We start from the raw sequence: 15,616 nt of genomic DNA on the forward strand, positions 1-15,616 counted from the left end.
GTCTTTGCTCCAGCGCAAATTGCCCACGGAGCTTGCGGCTAGGTTCTCCGCAGAAGTAGCCGAGTCGTCATTTGCAAAGGCGAGAGAGATGGAATTCCCGCGCCCGCTGGCCGCACCGCTTGCCGTCGTGCCGATCGCTTTGATCGAGGGGGCGGTGAAGCTCATGTTCAAAAGCCTGCTCAACAGGCATCCGGCGCTCTTCGACCGCCTCGGGGAGCACAGGGGGAAGCGCTACGCCTTTTGTCCGCTCGACCTGCCGCTCGTCTTCGTGGTGGAGCCCTCGCGCGCGGCGGTGTTGGTAACGCGCAAGCGGGCCGCTGCTGCCGCAGATGCTGTCGTGGAGGGTCCGCTGTTCCTGCTCCTCGCGCTTCTCGAGGGCCGCTGCGACGCGGACGCCCTCTTCTTCTCGCGGTCGCTGACGGTGATTGGCGACATGGAGGCAATGCTGGCGCTGCGCAATGCGCTCGACGGCTGCGAGGTCGACCTGCCGCGCGACCTCGGCGCTTCCGCCGGGCCGCTCTCGCCGCTCGTCAGCCGAACCGCAGACGCGATCCGCCGCCGCGCACTCGCCGGGGAGAATGCCGCATGGAACTGATCTGCCCGGCGGGGACTCCTGCCGCTTTCCGCGAGGCCGTCGATGCCGGGGCCGACGCGGTCTATTGCGGCTTCCGCGACGAGACCAATGCGCGAAATTTCCCCGGTCTCAACTTCTCGCGCGAGGAACTCGGCGATGCCATCGCCTATGCCCGTCGGAGAGGCGCTCAGACCTTCGTCGCGCTCAACACCTTCATGCGCGCCGGACATGAAGGCCTGTGGTACCAGGCCGCCACGGACGCGGTCCGGCTCGGCGCGGACGCACTCATCCTTGCCGACTTCGGCCTCATGGCCCATGTCGCAGAGACCTACCCCGAGCAGCGGCTCCACGTCTCGGTGCAGGCATCCGCATCCAATCCGGACGCGGTGAATTTCCTGGTGGAGGCTTTCGGCGCAAGGCGCGTCGTGCTGCCGCGGACGCTGACGATTTCCGACATTGCCCGGCTCGCCCGTCAGATACGCTGCGAGATCGAGGTCTTCGTCTTCGGCGGGCTCTGCGTCATGGCGGAGGGTCGCTGTTCGCTGTCATCCTACGCCACCGGCAAGTCGCCGAACATGAACGGCGTCTGCTCCCCGGCAAGCCATGTGCGCTATCGGCAGGACCGGGGTGATCTCGTCTCCGAGCTCGGCGCCTACACGATCAACCGCTTCCCCCGTGACGAGGCGGCTGGTTATCCAACGCTCTGCAAGGGGAGGTTCGACATTGCGGATGCCCGCGGCTACGCCTTCGAGGATCCGGTCTCGCTCGACGTGATGGACCAGATCGACGCCCTCCGGGAGGCGGGCGTCAGCGCGCTCAAGATCGAAGGCCGGCAGCGCGGCAAGGCCTATGTCGCCGAAGTCGTCTCGACCCTGCGCAAGGCACTCGCTGCAACCCCGGAAGAGCGCCGCACCCTTCTTGCCCGCCTCAGGCTGCTGAGCGAGGGGCAGCGGACGACGTCCGGCGCCTACGAAAAACGCTGGAGGTAACAGGTATGAATGCCGGCAAGCGCACGCTGACGCTCGGGCCCGTCCTCTATCTCTGGGAGGGGGAGAAATGGCGGGACTTCTACTTTCGCATTGCCGACGAGGCGCCGGTGAGCCACGTTGTCATCGGCGAAACCGTCTGTTCGAAGCGGCTGCACTTCACCGACCCTTATATCGCGCCGGTGATCGAGCGGATGGTGGCGGCTGGAAAGCGCATCGTCTTTTCCACCCTCGCCCTCGTGACGCTCGAGCGCGAGAGCCAGTATGTTCGATCCCTGATCGCCGACAGCCCCTACCCCGTCGAGGCGAACGACCTTTCCGCTCTCGCCCTGCTCGAGGGCGAGCCGCACTGGATCGGACCGCTCGTCAACGTCTACAACGCTGCGACGGCCCGAGTGCTTGCGAGGCGGGGTGCAGGGAACGTATGCCTGCCGCCGGAACTGCCGGCAAGTTCGATCAATGAGATCGTTTCGCACACGCCCGGCGTCGACTTCGAAGTGCTGGCCTTCGGCCGCATGCCGCTTGCAATTTCTGCCCGCTGCGCCCATGCCCGCGCCAAGGGGCACATCAAGGACAACTGCCAGTTTGTCTGCAAGGACGATCCTGACGGGCTCCCCGTGAAAACGCTCGACAGGCAGTCCTTTCTGGCACTCAACTGCGTGCAGACGGTTTCCTTCACCTGTCAGGCCCTCCTGTCCGAGCTGTCGGGTCTCGTCGGTTCCGGAGTAAGCCGCTTTCGCCTTTCGCCACAGGATTGCGACATGGTGGCCGTCGCCCGTCTTTACAACGAGGTCCTGCACGGCCGCGTGGATGCTGAAGACGGTCTCGCCCGGTCGCGGCAGATCTACCCCGCCGCCCCGTTATCCAACGGGTTTCACCACGGTCAGGAAGGCGCCGCCTGGATCGCGCGCGCACGCAACGTTGCACACGGAGCAAACGCATGAGAGCGAACGACTCCTCCTCCGCATTCGCATCGACCTTCGCACAAGCAAACGAGGAAATCAGCCGCGCAGTCGGACGTATGCGAGGTGCGGTCCTGAGCAGCGCCGTCGATTGTCAATGCCGCGACCGAGTTAACTGGGCGCTGCGCGACCTGGAAAGGCTTGAGCGGGACCGAATTGTACGGCGCCTTCTGGCCGCTGCCGGCGAGCAACGGCAAAGGATCGAGGCGCTGCTCGTGCTGCTTGCCGATTTCGCTTCGAACGAACCCGCGGCGCTGGACGACGGCATGATCGTCGAAGCCGGCCTGCTCTTCGGCGACATCGCCGCGGCCGCGGAGCTGGGTTCAAGTCTGTTGAGACAATCGCGTCAGTTTCGGTTTGCAAACGACATGGCGCAGAGGGATCTCGAAAGCGCCAGTTGCTCGGTTCCCGACATCGATGAGTGAAGCTACTCAGCAAAATTTGAAGGAATGCACTGTATGGACTCCTTGAAGCGAACTCCGTGGCGACATGCGGCACTGGACATCGTCATGTCTCAAACCGCCGCTCTTGGGGAGATGAGTTCTCTTCTCGAAGCGCTCCAGGAGGAGCAAAAGTACGCCAGCGGTACAGATCGGCGCATTCTTCGTGACACGAGCCGCCCTCTCCGCATACGGCCCTGACGACCGGTAGGAAATGAAGCCCTTATTCGGCCGAATGCCGGGAGGGCAAGCTTGATGATTTGGCCTGCTCTCGGGAACTCGTGAACCCAGTGAAGACGATTTCGTTATAAGTTTCCGCAGGTTTCTTATAACGCCACTTGCGACGATCGAGTTCATGCAGTCCTAACAAAAAAGGCGACCCGAAAGCCGCCCTCCGCACTTACCGCGACAGGAGGGCAGTCTTTAAACAATCCCATCATTTTCCCCGGGTTGAGCCCTTGAATGGATGTGGCTAGGTTCGGGCATGGTGATGCTCAGGGACATTGGCGGGCTGCTCGCATTGACGGCGCGCCTTCTCGCCCGGTTCTGGCCGCAGCTCCTGCTCATCGGAGCGCTCGGCTACATCGCGCGCGTCCTGATCCTCGAGGCGGCGGTCGGCGTCGGCCTGAAAGCGCCCCTTGGCGGAATGGTGACGCTGTCGCTTGCAGTCCTTGTCAAACTGCTCGTCGTTATCGCGATGTTTGCAACCTTGCGTCCGGGCCTGCCGGCGCTGGCCGCGCTAGGTAGCCAGACGCCTGCGCTGGCGGTGACGGAGCGGAAGGAACGCCTGTCCAACGGTCTGCTGGCGATCGCGGCCGCGGCCATCCTGCCGTTCTTTGCCTATTACGCCGCATGGGGTTTCCTTGGTGATACGGTCCGCGAATATTCACGTCTGGCTCTGGACCGCGCGCCGTTTGGAGAGCGTATTCAGATTTTCGAACTCCTGCGCTCGCGTAGCCTGATTGCCGCTATCTTCGCCTGCTGGCTCGTGCGATGGTTGGCCAAGCGCGCCAGCTTGCGCTGGCCGTCGCCGTGGCTGCGTCTCGTGATCGTGGCGGCGGATGCGAGCTGGATCTTCATCGGGCTTTACGCGCTGGACAAATGGAAGGACGATCTCATCAGCTGGATCGGCGCCGGCGCGTTTCTCGATACGGTGGAGGCCGGAATCGCCGCATTTTCCACGGAAGCGCATGCGGCGGCAGGCGGAATTGCGGTGGAGTTCCAGGAGCCCGACTTCGTCACGCAGGCCCAGAACCTGTTTTTTTACGCCCTCCTCCCGCTCGTCTGGCTGGTCATGGCCGCCATCGTCTACGGCTACGACCTTTCGGCAAGACCTGCCGCCGCTCCCCCAGCTTCCCGCGCCACGACGCTGCGCAAATGGCTGGCGGATTTCGCCGCCCACTTCCTGGGAGACTACCGGACGCGTTACCGCCCGGTCTGGACCTGCCTCAGAACGGTGCTTGCCGCAGGCCTCGGGACGTTGCTCGCCTTCGTCGTGCTTTATCGCATCACCACCTGGCTCACCGCCTGGGCTTGGTACGGCGCCACCCGGTATCTTGGCCCGCACGACCTCGAAACCTGGCAGCGGATAGGCGACATCCTGGTCGTTCTTTTCGGCAGTCCGACCGAACTCGATGGCGGAATCCTGCTCGATCCGGTACGGATCGCCCTGCTTGCCGCCATGCTGGAATACGCCGTTTCCCGATCCGGCGATCGGCTTGAAACGGCTCGCAACAGCGCAAAGACTACTTGAAGAGAAGCGGCGGCGCGCCCGTTAGGGCAAGCGAAAGGGCGAACCCTTCCGCCTGCTGCGGCACGAGAAAGATCTCCACGATGCTAAGCCGCCCGCCGCTTTCGCCGACCGTCAGCGTCGAGCATTGCGGCTTGCCGACAACTTCGGGCGCGGCCGCGCGCAGAAGAGAGCCAGGCAGTGGCATCGCCGCCCAGCGGCGGCCCGCGCCGTCGGTCAGAGTTAGTGCGCATGGCAAGGTCGCTTGCACAGCCTCGCCCGCCTTCTTCGCAAAATCGACTTCCGCAAGCATAAGATTTGTATCCGGCAAGGGTCCCGGCAGGCGGCGTAACGATGCAAGCCGCCAACTGCCGCCGGCGCTATGCCCGCTGCTGCCGCGCTCGATGATGATCGGCCGTTCCATGCACCTTTGCAGCCATGAGACGAATTCGCCACGGGAACCGGTGAGGACAGCGAGTGGCACGACGGCAATCAGCGAGACGAGGCTGACCCAATAGCTCTTCCTCTCCCGTGACGAAGCAAGCATGCGCATCGTCAGAACTCCAGCATCCAGGGCATGATACGGCCTCCCCGCGCAAGTGTGATGGATTCGTGCCTGTTTTCCGGCAGCACGGCGTGCATGGCGATCTCCACCTGCTCGGCCAGTGGGGCCACCGTCGTTTCGGCGACCAGCAGCGTACCGCTCTCGATCTGGTCTTCCGGCAGTTCGAAGACCAGCAGTACGGGACGCGGAATACCAGGCTCCAGGCGCTCGGACCCCAGCAATCCGATCGAACCGCCGATCCGTCCGCTCATGGCGAAGCGCAGGCCGGAAGGGCCGCGCCATTCAGCTGAGGTCAGCGACACCGATTGCTCCTGCGCCTTTGCCGCCGCCTCGATGACGAGCCATTTCCCTGATGTGGTATAGGCGCGCGGTTCACCGAAGGAGGGAACGACCAGTTCCCGGGCCGAATGCACCTTGGCGACCGCGAAGACGAAACGTCCGGTCCGCGCCGGTTTTCCCTGGGCAGCGGGCACCGCTACCGGCGACAGGATTTCGCTGTAGGAGGGCGTCGAGTGCTGCATGCCGTAAAGCGCCGTCAGTGCCAGCAGCACGGCGGCAATTTTCGCGATGGTCATGACGGAGCTGCCCCTTCCGTTTTCGCCGCGATCACCAGCGGCACGACCGCCGCGGGATCGCGGTCGAGCCAGCTGGAGGCGCCATAGAGATTGTCGCGTTTCTTATAGATCTGGCTCCCGATCAGAAGCTTCAATTCCCGCGGCGGCGTCTCGCCCGCGGGCCATTCCCAGACAGCGGTCAACCTCTCCGGCATCCCCGGATGCAGGGCGCCGCCGATCGCCTTGTCCCGCGCGAGATAGAAGGTAGGAGAGGCAAGCTTCCCCTCCTGAGAGGCGAAGGTGAACAGTTTCGACGGCAGGTAGGCTGTCGACGCGGAGCGGTTATCGGCCTCGAATTCGACGAGCAGGAAAGTTTTTGGCTCGAGCGGTTTCCTGCCGGTAGGCGGGAGATCGCTTACCCGTGATCCGGTGACCGTCACAAGCCATCGGCCGGTATCGACCGTTTCGCCCAGCGCGGCGGTGCGCAGAGGTTCGGGATTGGCAGCACGATAGATGGCCGCTCCATAGGAGAACGCACTTGCAGCCAGAGTGCCGATGCTGGCGGCGGCCAGCGCAAGGAGCCGTTGCCGGAAGTTTCGATGCTCGTTCGTCATTTGCGGGTCCCGGTTCGCAGCTCTGCACGAATCGACCCAAGCCCAAGGAGAGCTTAAAGCAAATCTCACCGAGGTGCCACGGGAGCTGAGCGTCAAAGAGATCAGGGACGGAAGGCCTTGCTCTGAATGCGCTCAGGCAGGTGTCGGCTTGATCCAGGAGGCCGGCCAATCATCGAACTCGACCGCGTCGCTGCCATCTGCAATCAGCGTGTATAATGGTTCTGCCGGGAGGTCGTTGATCCGGACGTTCAACTCCAATTCCCCGTAGCGCGCCGCAAAGGGAAATTCGCTGTCACCCGAATGCTTCCAGGCTATCACAGCCGCCAATATGTCCTGCATTGCTGCGCCATCCTGTTTTTCGTGTCACGCCTCAATCCGAAAGCACAAATGCCGTTAGCGGTCCCATCTAGCCGTTGTCCGGATCGATCGTGTCGATGAAACGTGAAATCCAATCCTCTCCTGCAACCGGTTCGCTGCCAGCCATCACCGCCACCGAGAAGCCTATCAGCGATGAAATGGCATTATGGGTCGTGATGCCGGCCCGCAGATTCATCACCAGCGTCGGGCAGAGAAAAAGGCCAAGCCGGATGACCCGGCGCCAGTCGGCCGGGAGCATGCCTCGCGCCTTCAGTTCGCTAAGCAGCGGACGCCAAAGTGCCTCTGCCTTTACATCGAGAAGCGCCCGCCTGACAGGACTCGGCGCGAAATCGGTGGTAACGCCAAGCAGAGTGCCATCAAGCACTGCGCTTGCCTTATAGCGCCCGGCCGCCATGGCGGGATCGTAGAGCCAAAGCGGATGGGCAAAGATGTTGTGAAAGGTCGTCTTCACCTCGGCCAGCAATGCAGGAATGTTTTCGCCGGCAAAGGCGGGATCGAAGAAGGACAAGTGTGCCCCGCCATCGCGCTCCTCGTACCAGACATTCGCATTGTGGGCGTCGCCATGCGCGACCACTCCCCCTGCATCCGCCAGCCGCGCGGGGTTCAGCCGCTCATGTGCGGCATCGAACAGGGCGCCGATACTGTCGCTGTATTCGATGCCGTTCACCACAAACCGGCAGCGCGAGAGCGTCTCCCAATCGAGTGTCAGGTTGGGAAAGGCAAAGTCCTTGCCGACATAGAAGCTTGCCATGCGCCCGCCCGGATAGCTTGCTGCCGAAGGGTCTACGAGCCTTTCGTAAAACAGACGGTGGATCGGCTCGGCCGCAACCTCTCTCGCACCCACCGTATGCAGTGTGGCAAGATAGACCTTCAGCACGGCCTCGCTCAGTCGGCGTTCGGCCTCAACCGCCCTTCCCCTCGCCGCGGCATCGTCCTTCAAGTCTAATGCCCTCAGCACATCTGAAAAACGCGGATCGGTGCGTCGGCGATAGACGAGTATCTGTTCGCCAGGAAGCACCGACATCAGCAATGGCTGGTCCACCGGCAGGCCGGCGCGCGCCAGGATGTCGGCGCGATAATATTCGCCGCTCATGGCCTCTTCTCCCTCTTCCTGGTGGAACTTGAAGAAGAAGGCGCCGTCCTCCGTCTCGAAGAAGCCATTGAGCGAATTGAGGCTGTACTGGTCGTGATTGATCGCGACGTTCCTTGCCTCGATCCTGAAAAGATCACGCAGCAGCTCGGCCAGCAACTGTTCCGCCTTGCCGTCTCCGGCTTTGGCGATTTTTCTGATTTCCGCGGTGCGGCTCGTGGGCTGGCTCATGGCGTTCTTTCCGGAGGGCTTGTCCTGGGCACGGGGCTAGACAGTCACTTGCCGCCGTGCAGATAGCGGCTGCCGAGCGAATAACGGCTGCCGACATAGGTGAAGGTATTGACGGTTGCGACGACCGGTCCTGTCCAGGTCTTGCGGTGCAGGACCAGGCAGCAGTCGCCGGGGCGAATGTGCAGCAGACGAGCCTGGTCCGCGCCGGCCGGCAGAGCGCTGATGAGATGCTCCACCTCGGTCAGCGGCGTGGCGTTCTGCAGGTAGTCATAGGTGGCGACGGTAGTAAAATCCTGGTCGGCATAGCCGGAAACGAGGTTGGGATTGACGAAACGTTCCTCAAGCTGAACCGGCAGGTCGTTCTCGAAATGAATGACGACGGAATGATCGACGGGCTTCACCGTCTCGAATTCGAAGGCGAGCAGAAGCTCCGGTTCCGGTCGCGCGATCCGCTCGAGCACGACCACCTCGGCCCGGTGCCGGCTACCGCGCGTCTTGATCTCGGTAATGATGTTGCTGATCTCGATCAGCGTCGACCGGGGCCTGGGTGGCGCAACGAAGGTGCCCACCCCCTGAATGCGGCGCAGATGCCCCTCGGAGGTGAGTTCCCGCAGCGCCCGGTGAACGGTCATGCGCGAGACACCGAGTGCCGAAACGAGTTCGTTCTCCGAGGGAAGCCGGCTGTTGCGCGCCCATTTGCCGCTGCCTATGTTACCGAGGACAAAGTCCTTTACCTTCTCGTAGAGCGGCGATGCGGAATCTGAAAGCGTATTCATGGTTCACTGCCTCCACCGCCGCCAAATCGGGCCGGCATTCGGAATGACATGACGGACCCGGTTCAGCCCGCCACCTCGATGATCGTCTTAAGCGCATTGCTTTCGCCTCGCAGCAGCCTTTCATAAGCTTCCGGCACATCGTCGAGCGTCGGCAGCACCTCAATGAAACGTTGCAGCGCCGGCGCCAGATTTGCGAGCAATTCGATGGCCTCGGGCAACTCGCCCGCAAACGCATGGCAGCCGACGAGCGATATCTCCCGCTCGACCAGAATGTTCGGGTCCAGATCGAGCTTACCGTGTCCGATGCCGACGAGCGCCAGCGCTCCGCCGCCAGACAGAATGTCGAGCGCCCTCGCGATCGCCTGGATACTGCCGGTCGCATCCAGCGCATGGCGCAGTCTTGCGCCGGGCAGCGCTTCCTCGATCGCCGCCCCGTCGAGTGCAACCACCACACCGCCGGTCACCTCGGCGACAAGGGCGGCCTTGTCGGCGTTCAAATCGGTCAGCAGCAACGGACCCTGATGTAACCGGGAGAGCAGAAGGGCGCTCAACCCGCCGATCGTGCCGCAGCCCATGACGAGAACCGGTTCGCCGTCAGGCACGGCGAGCCGACGCACGGCGTGCAACGCCACAGCCAGCGGTTCGGCCATGGCGGCCACATGCGGGGAAAGCTTGGGATCGTGGCGGAAGACCAGTCGCGCCGGCAGTTGCACCGCCTCGGCAAAGCCGCCGTCGCAGACCTCGCCCAAGAAGCCCAAAGTCTCGCAGACATTGCTGCGGCCGCTCGCGCAGGCCGGGCAGGTGCCACACCACATCCGTGAATCCGCAGAGACGACGTCTCCCCGCAAAAGGTGGCTGACGCCCTCTCCGATTGCAGTCACGCGACCGCAGAATTCATGGCCTGCCGTCGAGGGCCGTCGCGAGATCCATTGGCCGGTACGGTAGTTGTGAAGGTCGGAACCGCAGATCCCGGCGGCCCTTACTTCAAGGTTGACGAAACCCGGCGGCGGCGCAGACAATTCGGCCACCTCCTCCACGCGCAAGTCCCTGATGTCGTAGAGCTGCACCGCCTTCATGGTTCAGTCGCCGCGCTTCAGATAGGCGTCGCGCACCGGCGACACGGCAAGCGCATGCGAGGAGAAGCCCTCGTAGATCGCCAGATTGTGGGAATGTCTGGCGAATTCCGGATAGGCCGGTGCCGTGACATAGCCGATCGAACTGCGTTTGACGAAATCGGTGACTGACAGCGGGCCGAAGGTGCGGGCCCAGCGGCTGGTTGGCAATACGGCGTTGGGCCCGAGCGAGAAATTGGCGATGCTGACCGGAGTATGGGTGCCCATCAGGATTTCGGCCGCTTCCGTGATGTGGCCGAGATGTATGAAGGGCTGCTCCGACAGAAGCTCCAGATGCTCGGGCGCATAGGCGTTGACGAAGGCGTAGCTTTCCTCGATCGAAGAGGTCAGAACGATGCCGCCCGTCTTCCCCGTCAACACGGCCTTTGAAAAGGCGACGCGCTGCTCGGTCATTTTCGCCCAATGTTCCGGAAGGGCCGCGAGCGCCTCCTCGGCGACGCGGCGGCTGTGGGTAACGAGGTAAGCGGAAGAATCCGGGCCATGTTCGGCCTCGATCAGCAGGTCGAGCGCGGCAAGGCCACCATGGACCGTGTCGTCGGCGAGAATCATCACCTCGGACGGACCAGCGGGAAGCCCGGTATCAATGACGCCGGCGAGCGAGCGCTTGGCGGCGACCACCCAAGGGCTGCCGGGACCGACGATCTTCAGCGCCGGCTTGACCGTTTCGGTGCCATAGGCGACAGCAGCAACGGCCTGTGCGCCGCCCGCCTTGTAGACGGTTGCAACGCCGGCGAGACGTGCGGCAACAAGCGTCGCGGCATCGACCGAACCGTCCGGCGCCGGCGGCGTGACAATGGCCAGGTTCGGGACGCCTGCAACCACCGCCGGGACCGATGTCATCATGGTCACCGACGGGAAGGAGCCCTTGCCACGCGGTACGTAGAGCGCGACCGACTGAATGGGCGTGAAGCGGTCTCCGGCAAAGGCCCCGGGGCGAATTTCCTTCAGCCACATGGCTTCCGGCTTCTGCTCCTCATGGAACTTGCGAATATTGTCGATGCCGAATTGAATGGATTCGACGACGCTCGCATCGACCAGCTTGAAGGCCGCGTCGAACTCTGCCGCCGTAACCTTGAGATTGGCTTCCGTGACATCGGCCTTGTCGAGTTCGCGGCCGAAGCGTGCCAGTGCCTTGTCGCCCTCGGTGCGGACCGCTTCGAGGATCGGCGCGACCTTTTCGATGAAGCCCGATATGTCGGTTTCCGAACGGCGCAGCAAGGCGGCCTTCTCTTCGTCGTTCAGCTTCGAATATTCGTAGAAAGACACTGATGTCATCGTCTTGTCCTTGGTATCTGGCCCGTTGGGGCCGGAGGGTCATTTCGATTTCAGGAAAATATCCAGACCGACCAGGCGGTCGAGCAGCGCGATCGCAAGACCGGCGCAGGCGATGAACACCACCGAGATTGCGGCCAAGTCCGGCGTGATGATCGAGCGGATGGAATTGTAGATCTGGACCGGCAGCGTCACGCTTCGGGCGTCGACCAGCAGCAGGCTGACCAGAAACTCGTTGAGCGCCAGAATGAACATCAGCAGCGATCCCGTGATCACGCCCGGCAGGACGGCCGGCAGCGTGATGTAGAGGAAGCGTTGCAGCGGCGGGGCTCCGCAATTGGCCGCCGCCAGCTCCAGATCGGGCGACAGGTTGCTGGCACTCGCCGTCACAGCCCAGATCATGAAGGGCAGGTTGATGACGGCGCAGGCGATCCCGACCGGCCACAATTTTCCCAGAACGCCCATATTGCCGAGTACCAGCATCATGCCGATGCCGGAACCGATCAGCGGAATGGTGAACGGCAACAAGAGATAGATCTGGATCGAACGGGCAAACCGCACCCGATACTTGGCCAATGCGATGCCTGCGAGCGTGCCGACCGGGATCGAGACCAGGGTGCATATCGTGGCAACGATCAGCGAACGAACAAAAGCTTGCCTGAGGTCACTTGCCTGGGCGATCGCCCCATACCATTTCAGCGACAGGCCGTCCGGCGGGAAGGTGATGATGTTGCCGGCGGTGAAGGAGGCTCCGAGCACCACGACCGTGGGCGCGGACAGCATCAAAAGTGCAGTCGTGACGAAAGCCCACAGGACGAAGGATTTGCTTTTGCTGCCCGTCATTTGCGGTCTCCCGTCATGGCGAGCGTGCCTGCACCGAACAGCATGAAGACGACGCCGACGAGCATGGACCCGACCGCGACGAGCATCAGCGACAGCGTGGCACCCATGCCCTGGTCGGAGGTGCGGAAGAACTGGTCGTATATCGCGTTGGCGATAAAATCCTGCGTGCCGCCGCCGAGGATGGCGGGAATGGCGAAGTCGGTGAGCGACAGCGTCAATACCACCAAACCGGCACCCACCAGCCCCGGCCGGGAGAGCGGCAGAACGATGTGGCGGAATGTCCGGGTCCAGCCCGCGCCGAGCGAGGCGGCAGCGGACTCGAGTTCGCCCGGGATAGCGGTCAGAGCCGGTGCGAGCATCAGCACCGCGAAAGGCAGCATGTACTGGACAAGGCCGAAAAGGACCGCCGGGTAGTTGTAGAGCAGACGTATCGGCGGCACGCCGACGAGGCCGAGCGCCTCGTTGACCATGCCCTGGTTGCCGAGAATGATGAGCCAGCCATAGGCGCGCACCACCTGCCCGATGAAGAAGGGCAGGAAAAGAGCAACCAGCAGAAATTTGCGAAGCGCGGACGACGGCGTACGCACCATGAGGTAGGCATATGGAAAAGCGAGCAGCAAGGTGATCACCGTCACGATCACCGAACCGACAAGGCTGCGGCCGGCAACCGTCGCGAAGAAGCTTTCGGTCAGAACACGCTGATAATTGGCGAGCGTGTAGCTCTCCGACATCAGGAAGGTATTGGTGTCGAGCGTTCTCAGGCTCGTGTCGCCGATCTGGACGAGACCGAGCACCAAAAGGCCCACAAGCACGAGCGCGGGCATCAGCATGAGATAGGGCAGGCCCCGCTGGAAGCTCGATGGCCAGACGATGGCCGCAAGGCGTTCGAGCACATCCATGACGCGCCACGTCAGGGGATATGCAGCACGGGGAGCGCGCATGGCAACGATCCTGTTTCACGAGAGAAGGCTGCCCGCCGCAAGGGGTGCGGTCGGGCAGATAAGGCATCAGCCCTGCATGATTTCCTTGAACTTGGCGAACCACTGGCTCTCGTTCTCGACCTGTACCTTGGCCGAGATACGGATCAGCTGCTTGAAGTCCTCTTCCGTTGTCGGATAGGAGGGATCGCCCACGAGATCGGCCGGCGGCGTGATGCCGGGGATGACGCCGGGCAAGCCGAGACCGTCCAGCCAGATCTGCTGCGCTTCCTTGGTCAGGGCGTGGTTGATATATTGCTTGGCCCAGTAAAGCTCGTTCTCGGGCAAACCCTTCGGTATCCAAAGGCCGTCCGTGTCGAACTTGGCGCCTTCCTCTGGCACGACCCAGGCGATTTCGATGCCGTTCTTCTTGGCTTCCCTCGCATTGGTCGAGATGGTGCAGGCGGCGTCGATCTCGCCCTTCTGGAACCAGGTGGTAAAATCCGGGTCCTCGCCGAGCAACGGCTGCTGTTCCTTGATCTTCGAGATGAAATCCCAGGCCGGCTGCATGTTGCCCGGAATGTCCTCGAGCTTGCCGCCGCCGGCGACCTGCGCGGGGAAGTGGAAGCCGATCCCGTCGTTATACAGCGCGATCCGGCCCTTGAGCTTGGGGTCGAGCAGATCCTTCCAGGATTTTGGCGCGCCGTTCGGAAAGGCCGACGGGCGATAGGCGAGCACGTAGACATAACCGTAGGTGTTGACGATCGGATAGCCGTCGAGGCCGACCGGCTTTGCGAGATCGGTGGCGTTCTTGAGGTTCGGCAGGTCGGACAGGTCTTCGGTCACGCCGCGCAAAGCGGACTTGGTGGCGTTCGTCGTCGTATCCCAGTTGATGTGGATCGGCGGGACGCGCTTCTGGGCAACGGCGGCCCAGACCTTCGGCTGGATCTCATTGTCTTCGGTCAGGTCATGACGGACGGCAATGCCGGTGTTCTTGGTGAAGCTGTCGGATACGCCGGCCTTGAGCGCATCGACCCAGCTGCCGCCCCAGGCGCGAATGATGATCTCGGCCGGCTTTTCCGGCTCCTGGGCAAAGGCGCGGCTGACGCCGAGGGTCGAAAGACCCGCCGAAGCGCCGGCCGCGGCCATGGACGCAAGCAGCGTCCGGCGGCCGATCTGCGCGGACAGGAACTTTTCATGCGACATTATAGGTTCTCCTCTGGCTGGACCTTCTGGGGGTCACTTTTGAAAGACATGCATATCCCTTGCATTCCAGCCGAGACGAACCTCGTCGCCCGGACCGAACTGCAAGTGGGATTCCGGATCGTGATCGAAGACGCGCATCAGTACGCCTGCCAGATCCGGAACACGGATCTCGTAGACGACTCGATCGCCTTCGAAAATGCAATCGACCACCTGGCCGTCCACCACCGTTTCCAGATCATCGAGCCGCCCGCCCCTGGGCGCAATGCGTATCTGTTCCGCACGAAGCGCTCCGCTGCAGGATAGACCTGCCGCAAGGGCGGCATCGGCAGCGATGCCGACGAGACGTACACCGTTTGATTCAAACACGGCCTGCGTCGACGTAAGTTCGACGATCCTTCCTTCGAGAAAATTGGTCACGCCTATGAAGTTGGCTACGAAGGCGTTCGACGGCGCGCGATAGGCGTCGACCGGCCGGGCCTTCTGCTGGATGGCTCCGCCATTCATGACGATGATCTCGTCGGAAACCACCAGCGCTTCTCGCTGATCGTGGGTGACGTTGATCGTGGTGACGCCGAGCTCTTTCTGGATGCGGCGGAACTCGAGCTGCATCTCCTCGCGCAGCTTGCGATCCAGCGCGGCAAGCGGTTCGTCGAGCAGCAGCAGATCGGGCTCGAACACCAGCGCCCTGGCAATGGCGACACGCTGCTGCTGGCCGCCCGACAACTCATTGATCCGTCGGTCTCCGTAGCCGCCAAGGCGCACGAGATCGAGATAGCGCTCGACCTTTTCCGGGATCGTGCGCGCGTCATGGCGGCGCATCTTGAGCGGAAAGGCGACGTTTTCGGCCGCCGTCATATGCGGAAAAAGCGCGAGCTTCTGAAACACCATACCGATGGCGCGCTTGTGCGGCGGCACGGCGCTGACCGGCTGGCCATTGATGAAGATCTCTCCGCTGGTCGGCCGGTCGAAGCCGGCGATCATGCGCAGGAGAGTCGTCTTGCCGGAACCGGACGGGCCGAGAATGGTCAGGAACCGCCCCTGCGGCAGGTCGAAGGAGGCGTTCCTGACAGCATGAACATCGCCGAAAGCCATGCCGACATCCTTGACGGAAACAGCGACCTGATCGATGGATCCGGCCCGACGGACATCGGCAGCAACAACGCCCATGACATTCCCCTGTCTTGCTTCAACTATGGACAAAGCCGCAGCGAAGCTTCATTCTATCCATGCCCGCGTAAGGCGCTCGGCCGAGCATCTTCAACCAGTTGTCTATACATATTGATACAAGTATCGTCAACCGAGTTTGCGTATTTTTTGCCCTTCAAAGCCACATGTCCATTTATTGT

16 protein-coding genes and 1 pseudogene are annotated in these 15,616 nt (G+C 62.6%); 5 read left to right on the forward strand and 12 right to left on the reverse strand.

The annotated features are described in order from the left end of the window. Positions 1-88 precede the first annotated feature (88 nt). The 5 genes from ubiT to FB009_RS05630 all read left to right on the forward strand — a co-directional run bounded on the left by ubiT (position 89) and on the right by FB009_RS05630 (position 4,715). Entirely contained in the window at positions 89-595 is a 507-nt protein-coding gene (ubiT, locus tag FB009_RS05605) for a ubiquinone anaerobic biosynthesis accessory factor UbiT (RefSeq protein ID WP_018210204.1), read from the forward strand. After that, positions 586-1,563 (forward strand): ubiquinone anaerobic biosynthesis protein UbiU, encoded by a 978-nt coding sequence (gene ubiU / locus FB009_RS05610; protein ID WP_011970977.1) that lies wholly within the window; start codon positions 586-588, stop codon positions 1,561-1,563. Before ubiT ends, ubiU begins: the two co-directional genes overlap by 10 nt. Before the next feature lie 5 nt (positions 1,564-1,568). Next, positions 1,569-2,504, forward strand: coding sequence for a ubiquinone anaerobic biosynthesis protein UbiV (gene ubiV, locus FB009_RS05615; protein WP_024312326.1), 936 nt, complete (start codon positions 1,569-1,571; stop codon positions 2,502-2,504). Then, on the forward strand, positions 2,501-2,947 hold the full coding sequence (locus FB009_RS05620; RefSeq protein ID WP_011970978.1) for a hypothetical protein: 447 nt from the start codon (positions 2,501-2,503) through the stop codon (positions 2,945-2,947). Before ubiV ends, FB009_RS05620 begins: the two co-directional genes overlap by 4 nt. Positions 2,948-3,446: 499 nt before the next feature. Further along, positions 3,447-4,715 (forward strand): hypothetical protein, encoded by a 1,269-nt coding sequence (locus tag FB009_RS05630; protein ID WP_024324379.1) that lies wholly within the window; start codon positions 3,447-3,449, stop codon positions 4,713-4,715. Here FB009_RS05630 and FB009_RS05635 read toward each other — a convergent pair. The 12 genes and pseudogenes from FB009_RS05635 to FB009_RS05690 form a co-directional block, all read right to left on the reverse strand. Further along, complete coding sequence (locus FB009_RS05635) at positions 4,708-5,244, reverse strand: hypothetical protein (protein ID WP_024324380.1); 537 nt, start codon at positions 5,242-5,244, stop codon at positions 4,708-4,710. The two genes, FB009_RS05630 and FB009_RS05635, sit on opposite strands and share 8 nt — an antisense overlap. Before the next feature lie 2 nt (positions 5,245-5,246). Then, positions 5,247-5,831 (reverse strand): hypothetical protein, encoded by a 585-nt coding sequence (locus FB009_RS05640; RefSeq protein WP_127580547.1) that lies wholly within the window; start codon positions 5,829-5,831, stop codon positions 5,247-5,249. Continuing rightward, positions 5,828-6,464 (reverse strand): annotated as a pseudogene (locus FB009_RS05645) (hypothetical protein). Before FB009_RS05645 ends, FB009_RS05640 begins: the two are co-directional and overlap by 4 nt. A gap of 92 nt (positions 6,465-6,556) precedes the next feature. Further along, on the reverse strand, positions 6,557-6,763 hold the full coding sequence (locus tag FB009_RS05650) for a hypothetical protein (protein ID WP_024324383.1): 207 nt from the start codon (positions 6,761-6,763) through the stop codon (positions 6,557-6,559). 67 nt (positions 6,764-6,830) lie between these two features. Next, complete coding sequence (locus FB009_RS05655; RefSeq protein ID WP_024324384.1) at positions 6,831-8,051, reverse strand: hypothetical protein; 1,221 nt, start codon at positions 8,049-8,051, stop codon at positions 6,831-6,833. Between the two features lie 116 nt (positions 8,052-8,167). Then, the gene (gene hutC / locus FB009_RS05660) at positions 8,168-8,899 is read right to left on the reverse strand and encodes a histidine utilization repressor (protein ID WP_018210210.1); all 732 of its coding nucleotides are present in this window, start codon (positions 8,897-8,899) and stop codon (positions 8,168-8,170) included. A 62-nt stretch (positions 8,900-8,961) separates the two neighbouring features. Further along, positions 8,962-9,975, reverse strand: coding sequence for a zinc-dependent alcohol dehydrogenase (locus FB009_RS05665; protein ID WP_024324386.1), 1,014 nt, complete (start codon positions 9,973-9,975; stop codon positions 8,962-8,964). Between the two features lie 3 nt (positions 9,976-9,978). Then, the gene (gene hisD, locus FB009_RS05670; RefSeq protein ID WP_024324387.1) at positions 9,979-11,307 is read right to left on the reverse strand and encodes a histidinol dehydrogenase; all 1,329 of its coding nucleotides are present in this window, start codon (positions 11,305-11,307) and stop codon (positions 9,979-9,981) included. Between the two features lie 39 nt (positions 11,308-11,346). After that, positions 11,347-12,147 carry an ABC transporter permease gene (locus FB009_RS05675; protein WP_010967209.1) on the reverse strand — a complete coding sequence of 267 codons (801 nt, stop codon included), beginning with the start codon at positions 12,145-12,147 and terminating at the stop codon, positions 11,347-11,349. Beyond that, positions 12,144-13,088, reverse strand: a complete 945-nt coding sequence (locus tag FB009_RS05680; protein ID WP_024324388.1) for an ABC transporter permease — start codon at positions 13,086-13,088, stop codon at positions 12,144-12,146. Before FB009_RS05680 ends, FB009_RS05675 begins: the two co-directional genes overlap by 4 nt. A gap of 66 nt (positions 13,089-13,154) precedes the next feature. After that, the gene (locus tag FB009_RS05685; RefSeq protein WP_028054822.1) at positions 13,155-14,270 is read right to left on the reverse strand and encodes an ABC transporter substrate-binding protein; all 1,116 of its coding nucleotides are present in this window, start codon (positions 14,268-14,270) and stop codon (positions 13,155-13,157) included. Positions 14,271-14,303: 33 nt separating this feature from the next. Then, positions 14,304-15,437 (reverse strand): ABC transporter ATP-binding protein, encoded by a 1,134-nt coding sequence (locus FB009_RS05690; protein WP_024324389.1) that lies wholly within the window; start codon positions 15,435-15,437, stop codon positions 14,304-14,306. Positions 15,438-15,616: the final 179 nt, after the last annotated feature.

Origin of the sequence: Sinorhizobium medicae (assembly GCF_007827695.1) — a bacterium.
In the GTDB taxonomy this organism is placed as follows: domain Bacteria; phylum Pseudomonadota; class Alphaproteobacteria; order Rhizobiales; family Rhizobiaceae; genus Sinorhizobium; species Sinorhizobium medicae.

Bases quoted from the DNA above. Each gene is read 5' to 3' on its own strand.
- ubiT (WP_018210204.1), top strand. From the start codon at position 89: ATGGAATTCCCGCGCCCGCTGGCCGCACCGCTTGCCGTCGTGCCGATC.
- ubiU (WP_011970977.1), top strand. From the start codon at position 586: ATGGAACTGATCTGCCCGGCGGGGACTCCTGCCGCTTTCCGCGAGGCC.
- ubiV (WP_024312326.1), top strand. From the start codon at position 1,569: ATGAATGCCGGCAAGCGCACGCTGACGCTCGGGCCCGTCCTCTATCTC.
- FB009_RS05620 (WP_011970978.1), top strand. From the start codon at position 2,501: ATGAGAGCGAACGACTCCTCCTCCGCATTCGCATCGACCTTCGCACAA.
- FB009_RS05630 (WP_024324379.1), top strand. From the start codon at position 3,447: ATGGTGATGCTCAGGGACATTGGCGGGCTGCTCGCATTGACGGCGCGC.
- FB009_RS05635 (WP_024324380.1), bottom strand. From the start codon at position 5,244: ATGCGCATGCTTGCTTCGTCACGGGAGAGGAAGAGCTATTGGGTCAGC.
- FB009_RS05640 (WP_127580547.1), bottom strand. From the start codon at position 5,831: ATGACCATCGCGAAAATTGCCGCCGTGCTGCTGGCACTGACGGCGCTT.
- FB009_RS05650 (WP_024324383.1), bottom strand. From the start codon at position 6,763: ATGCAGGACATATTGGCGGCTGTGATAGCCTGGAAGCATTCGGGTGAC.
- hutC (WP_018210210.1), bottom strand. From the start codon at position 8,899: ATGAATACGCTTTCAGATTCCGCATCGCCGCTCTACGAGAAGGTAAAG.
- FB009_RS05665 (WP_024324386.1), bottom strand. From the start codon at position 9,975: ATGAAGGCGGTGCAGCTCTACGACATCAGGGACTTGCGCGTGGAGGAG.
- hisD (WP_024324387.1), bottom strand. From the start codon at position 11,307: ATGACATCAGTGTCTTTCTACGAATATTCGAAGCTGAACGACGAAGAG.
- FB009_RS05675 (WP_010967209.1), bottom strand. From the start codon at position 12,147: ATGACGGGCAGCAAAAGCAAATCCTTCGTCCTGTGGGCTTTCGTCACG.
- FB009_RS05680 (WP_024324388.1), bottom strand. From the start codon at position 13,088: ATGCGCGCTCCCCGTGCTGCATATCCCCTGACGTGGCGCGTCATGGAT.
- FB009_RS05685 (WP_028054822.1), bottom strand. From the start codon at position 14,270: ATGTCGCATGAAAAGTTCCTGTCCGCGCAGATCGGCCGCCGGACGCTG.
- FB009_RS05690 (WP_024324389.1), bottom strand. From the start codon at position 15,437: ATGGGCGTTGTTGCTGCCGATGTCCGTCGGGCCGGATCCATCGATCAG.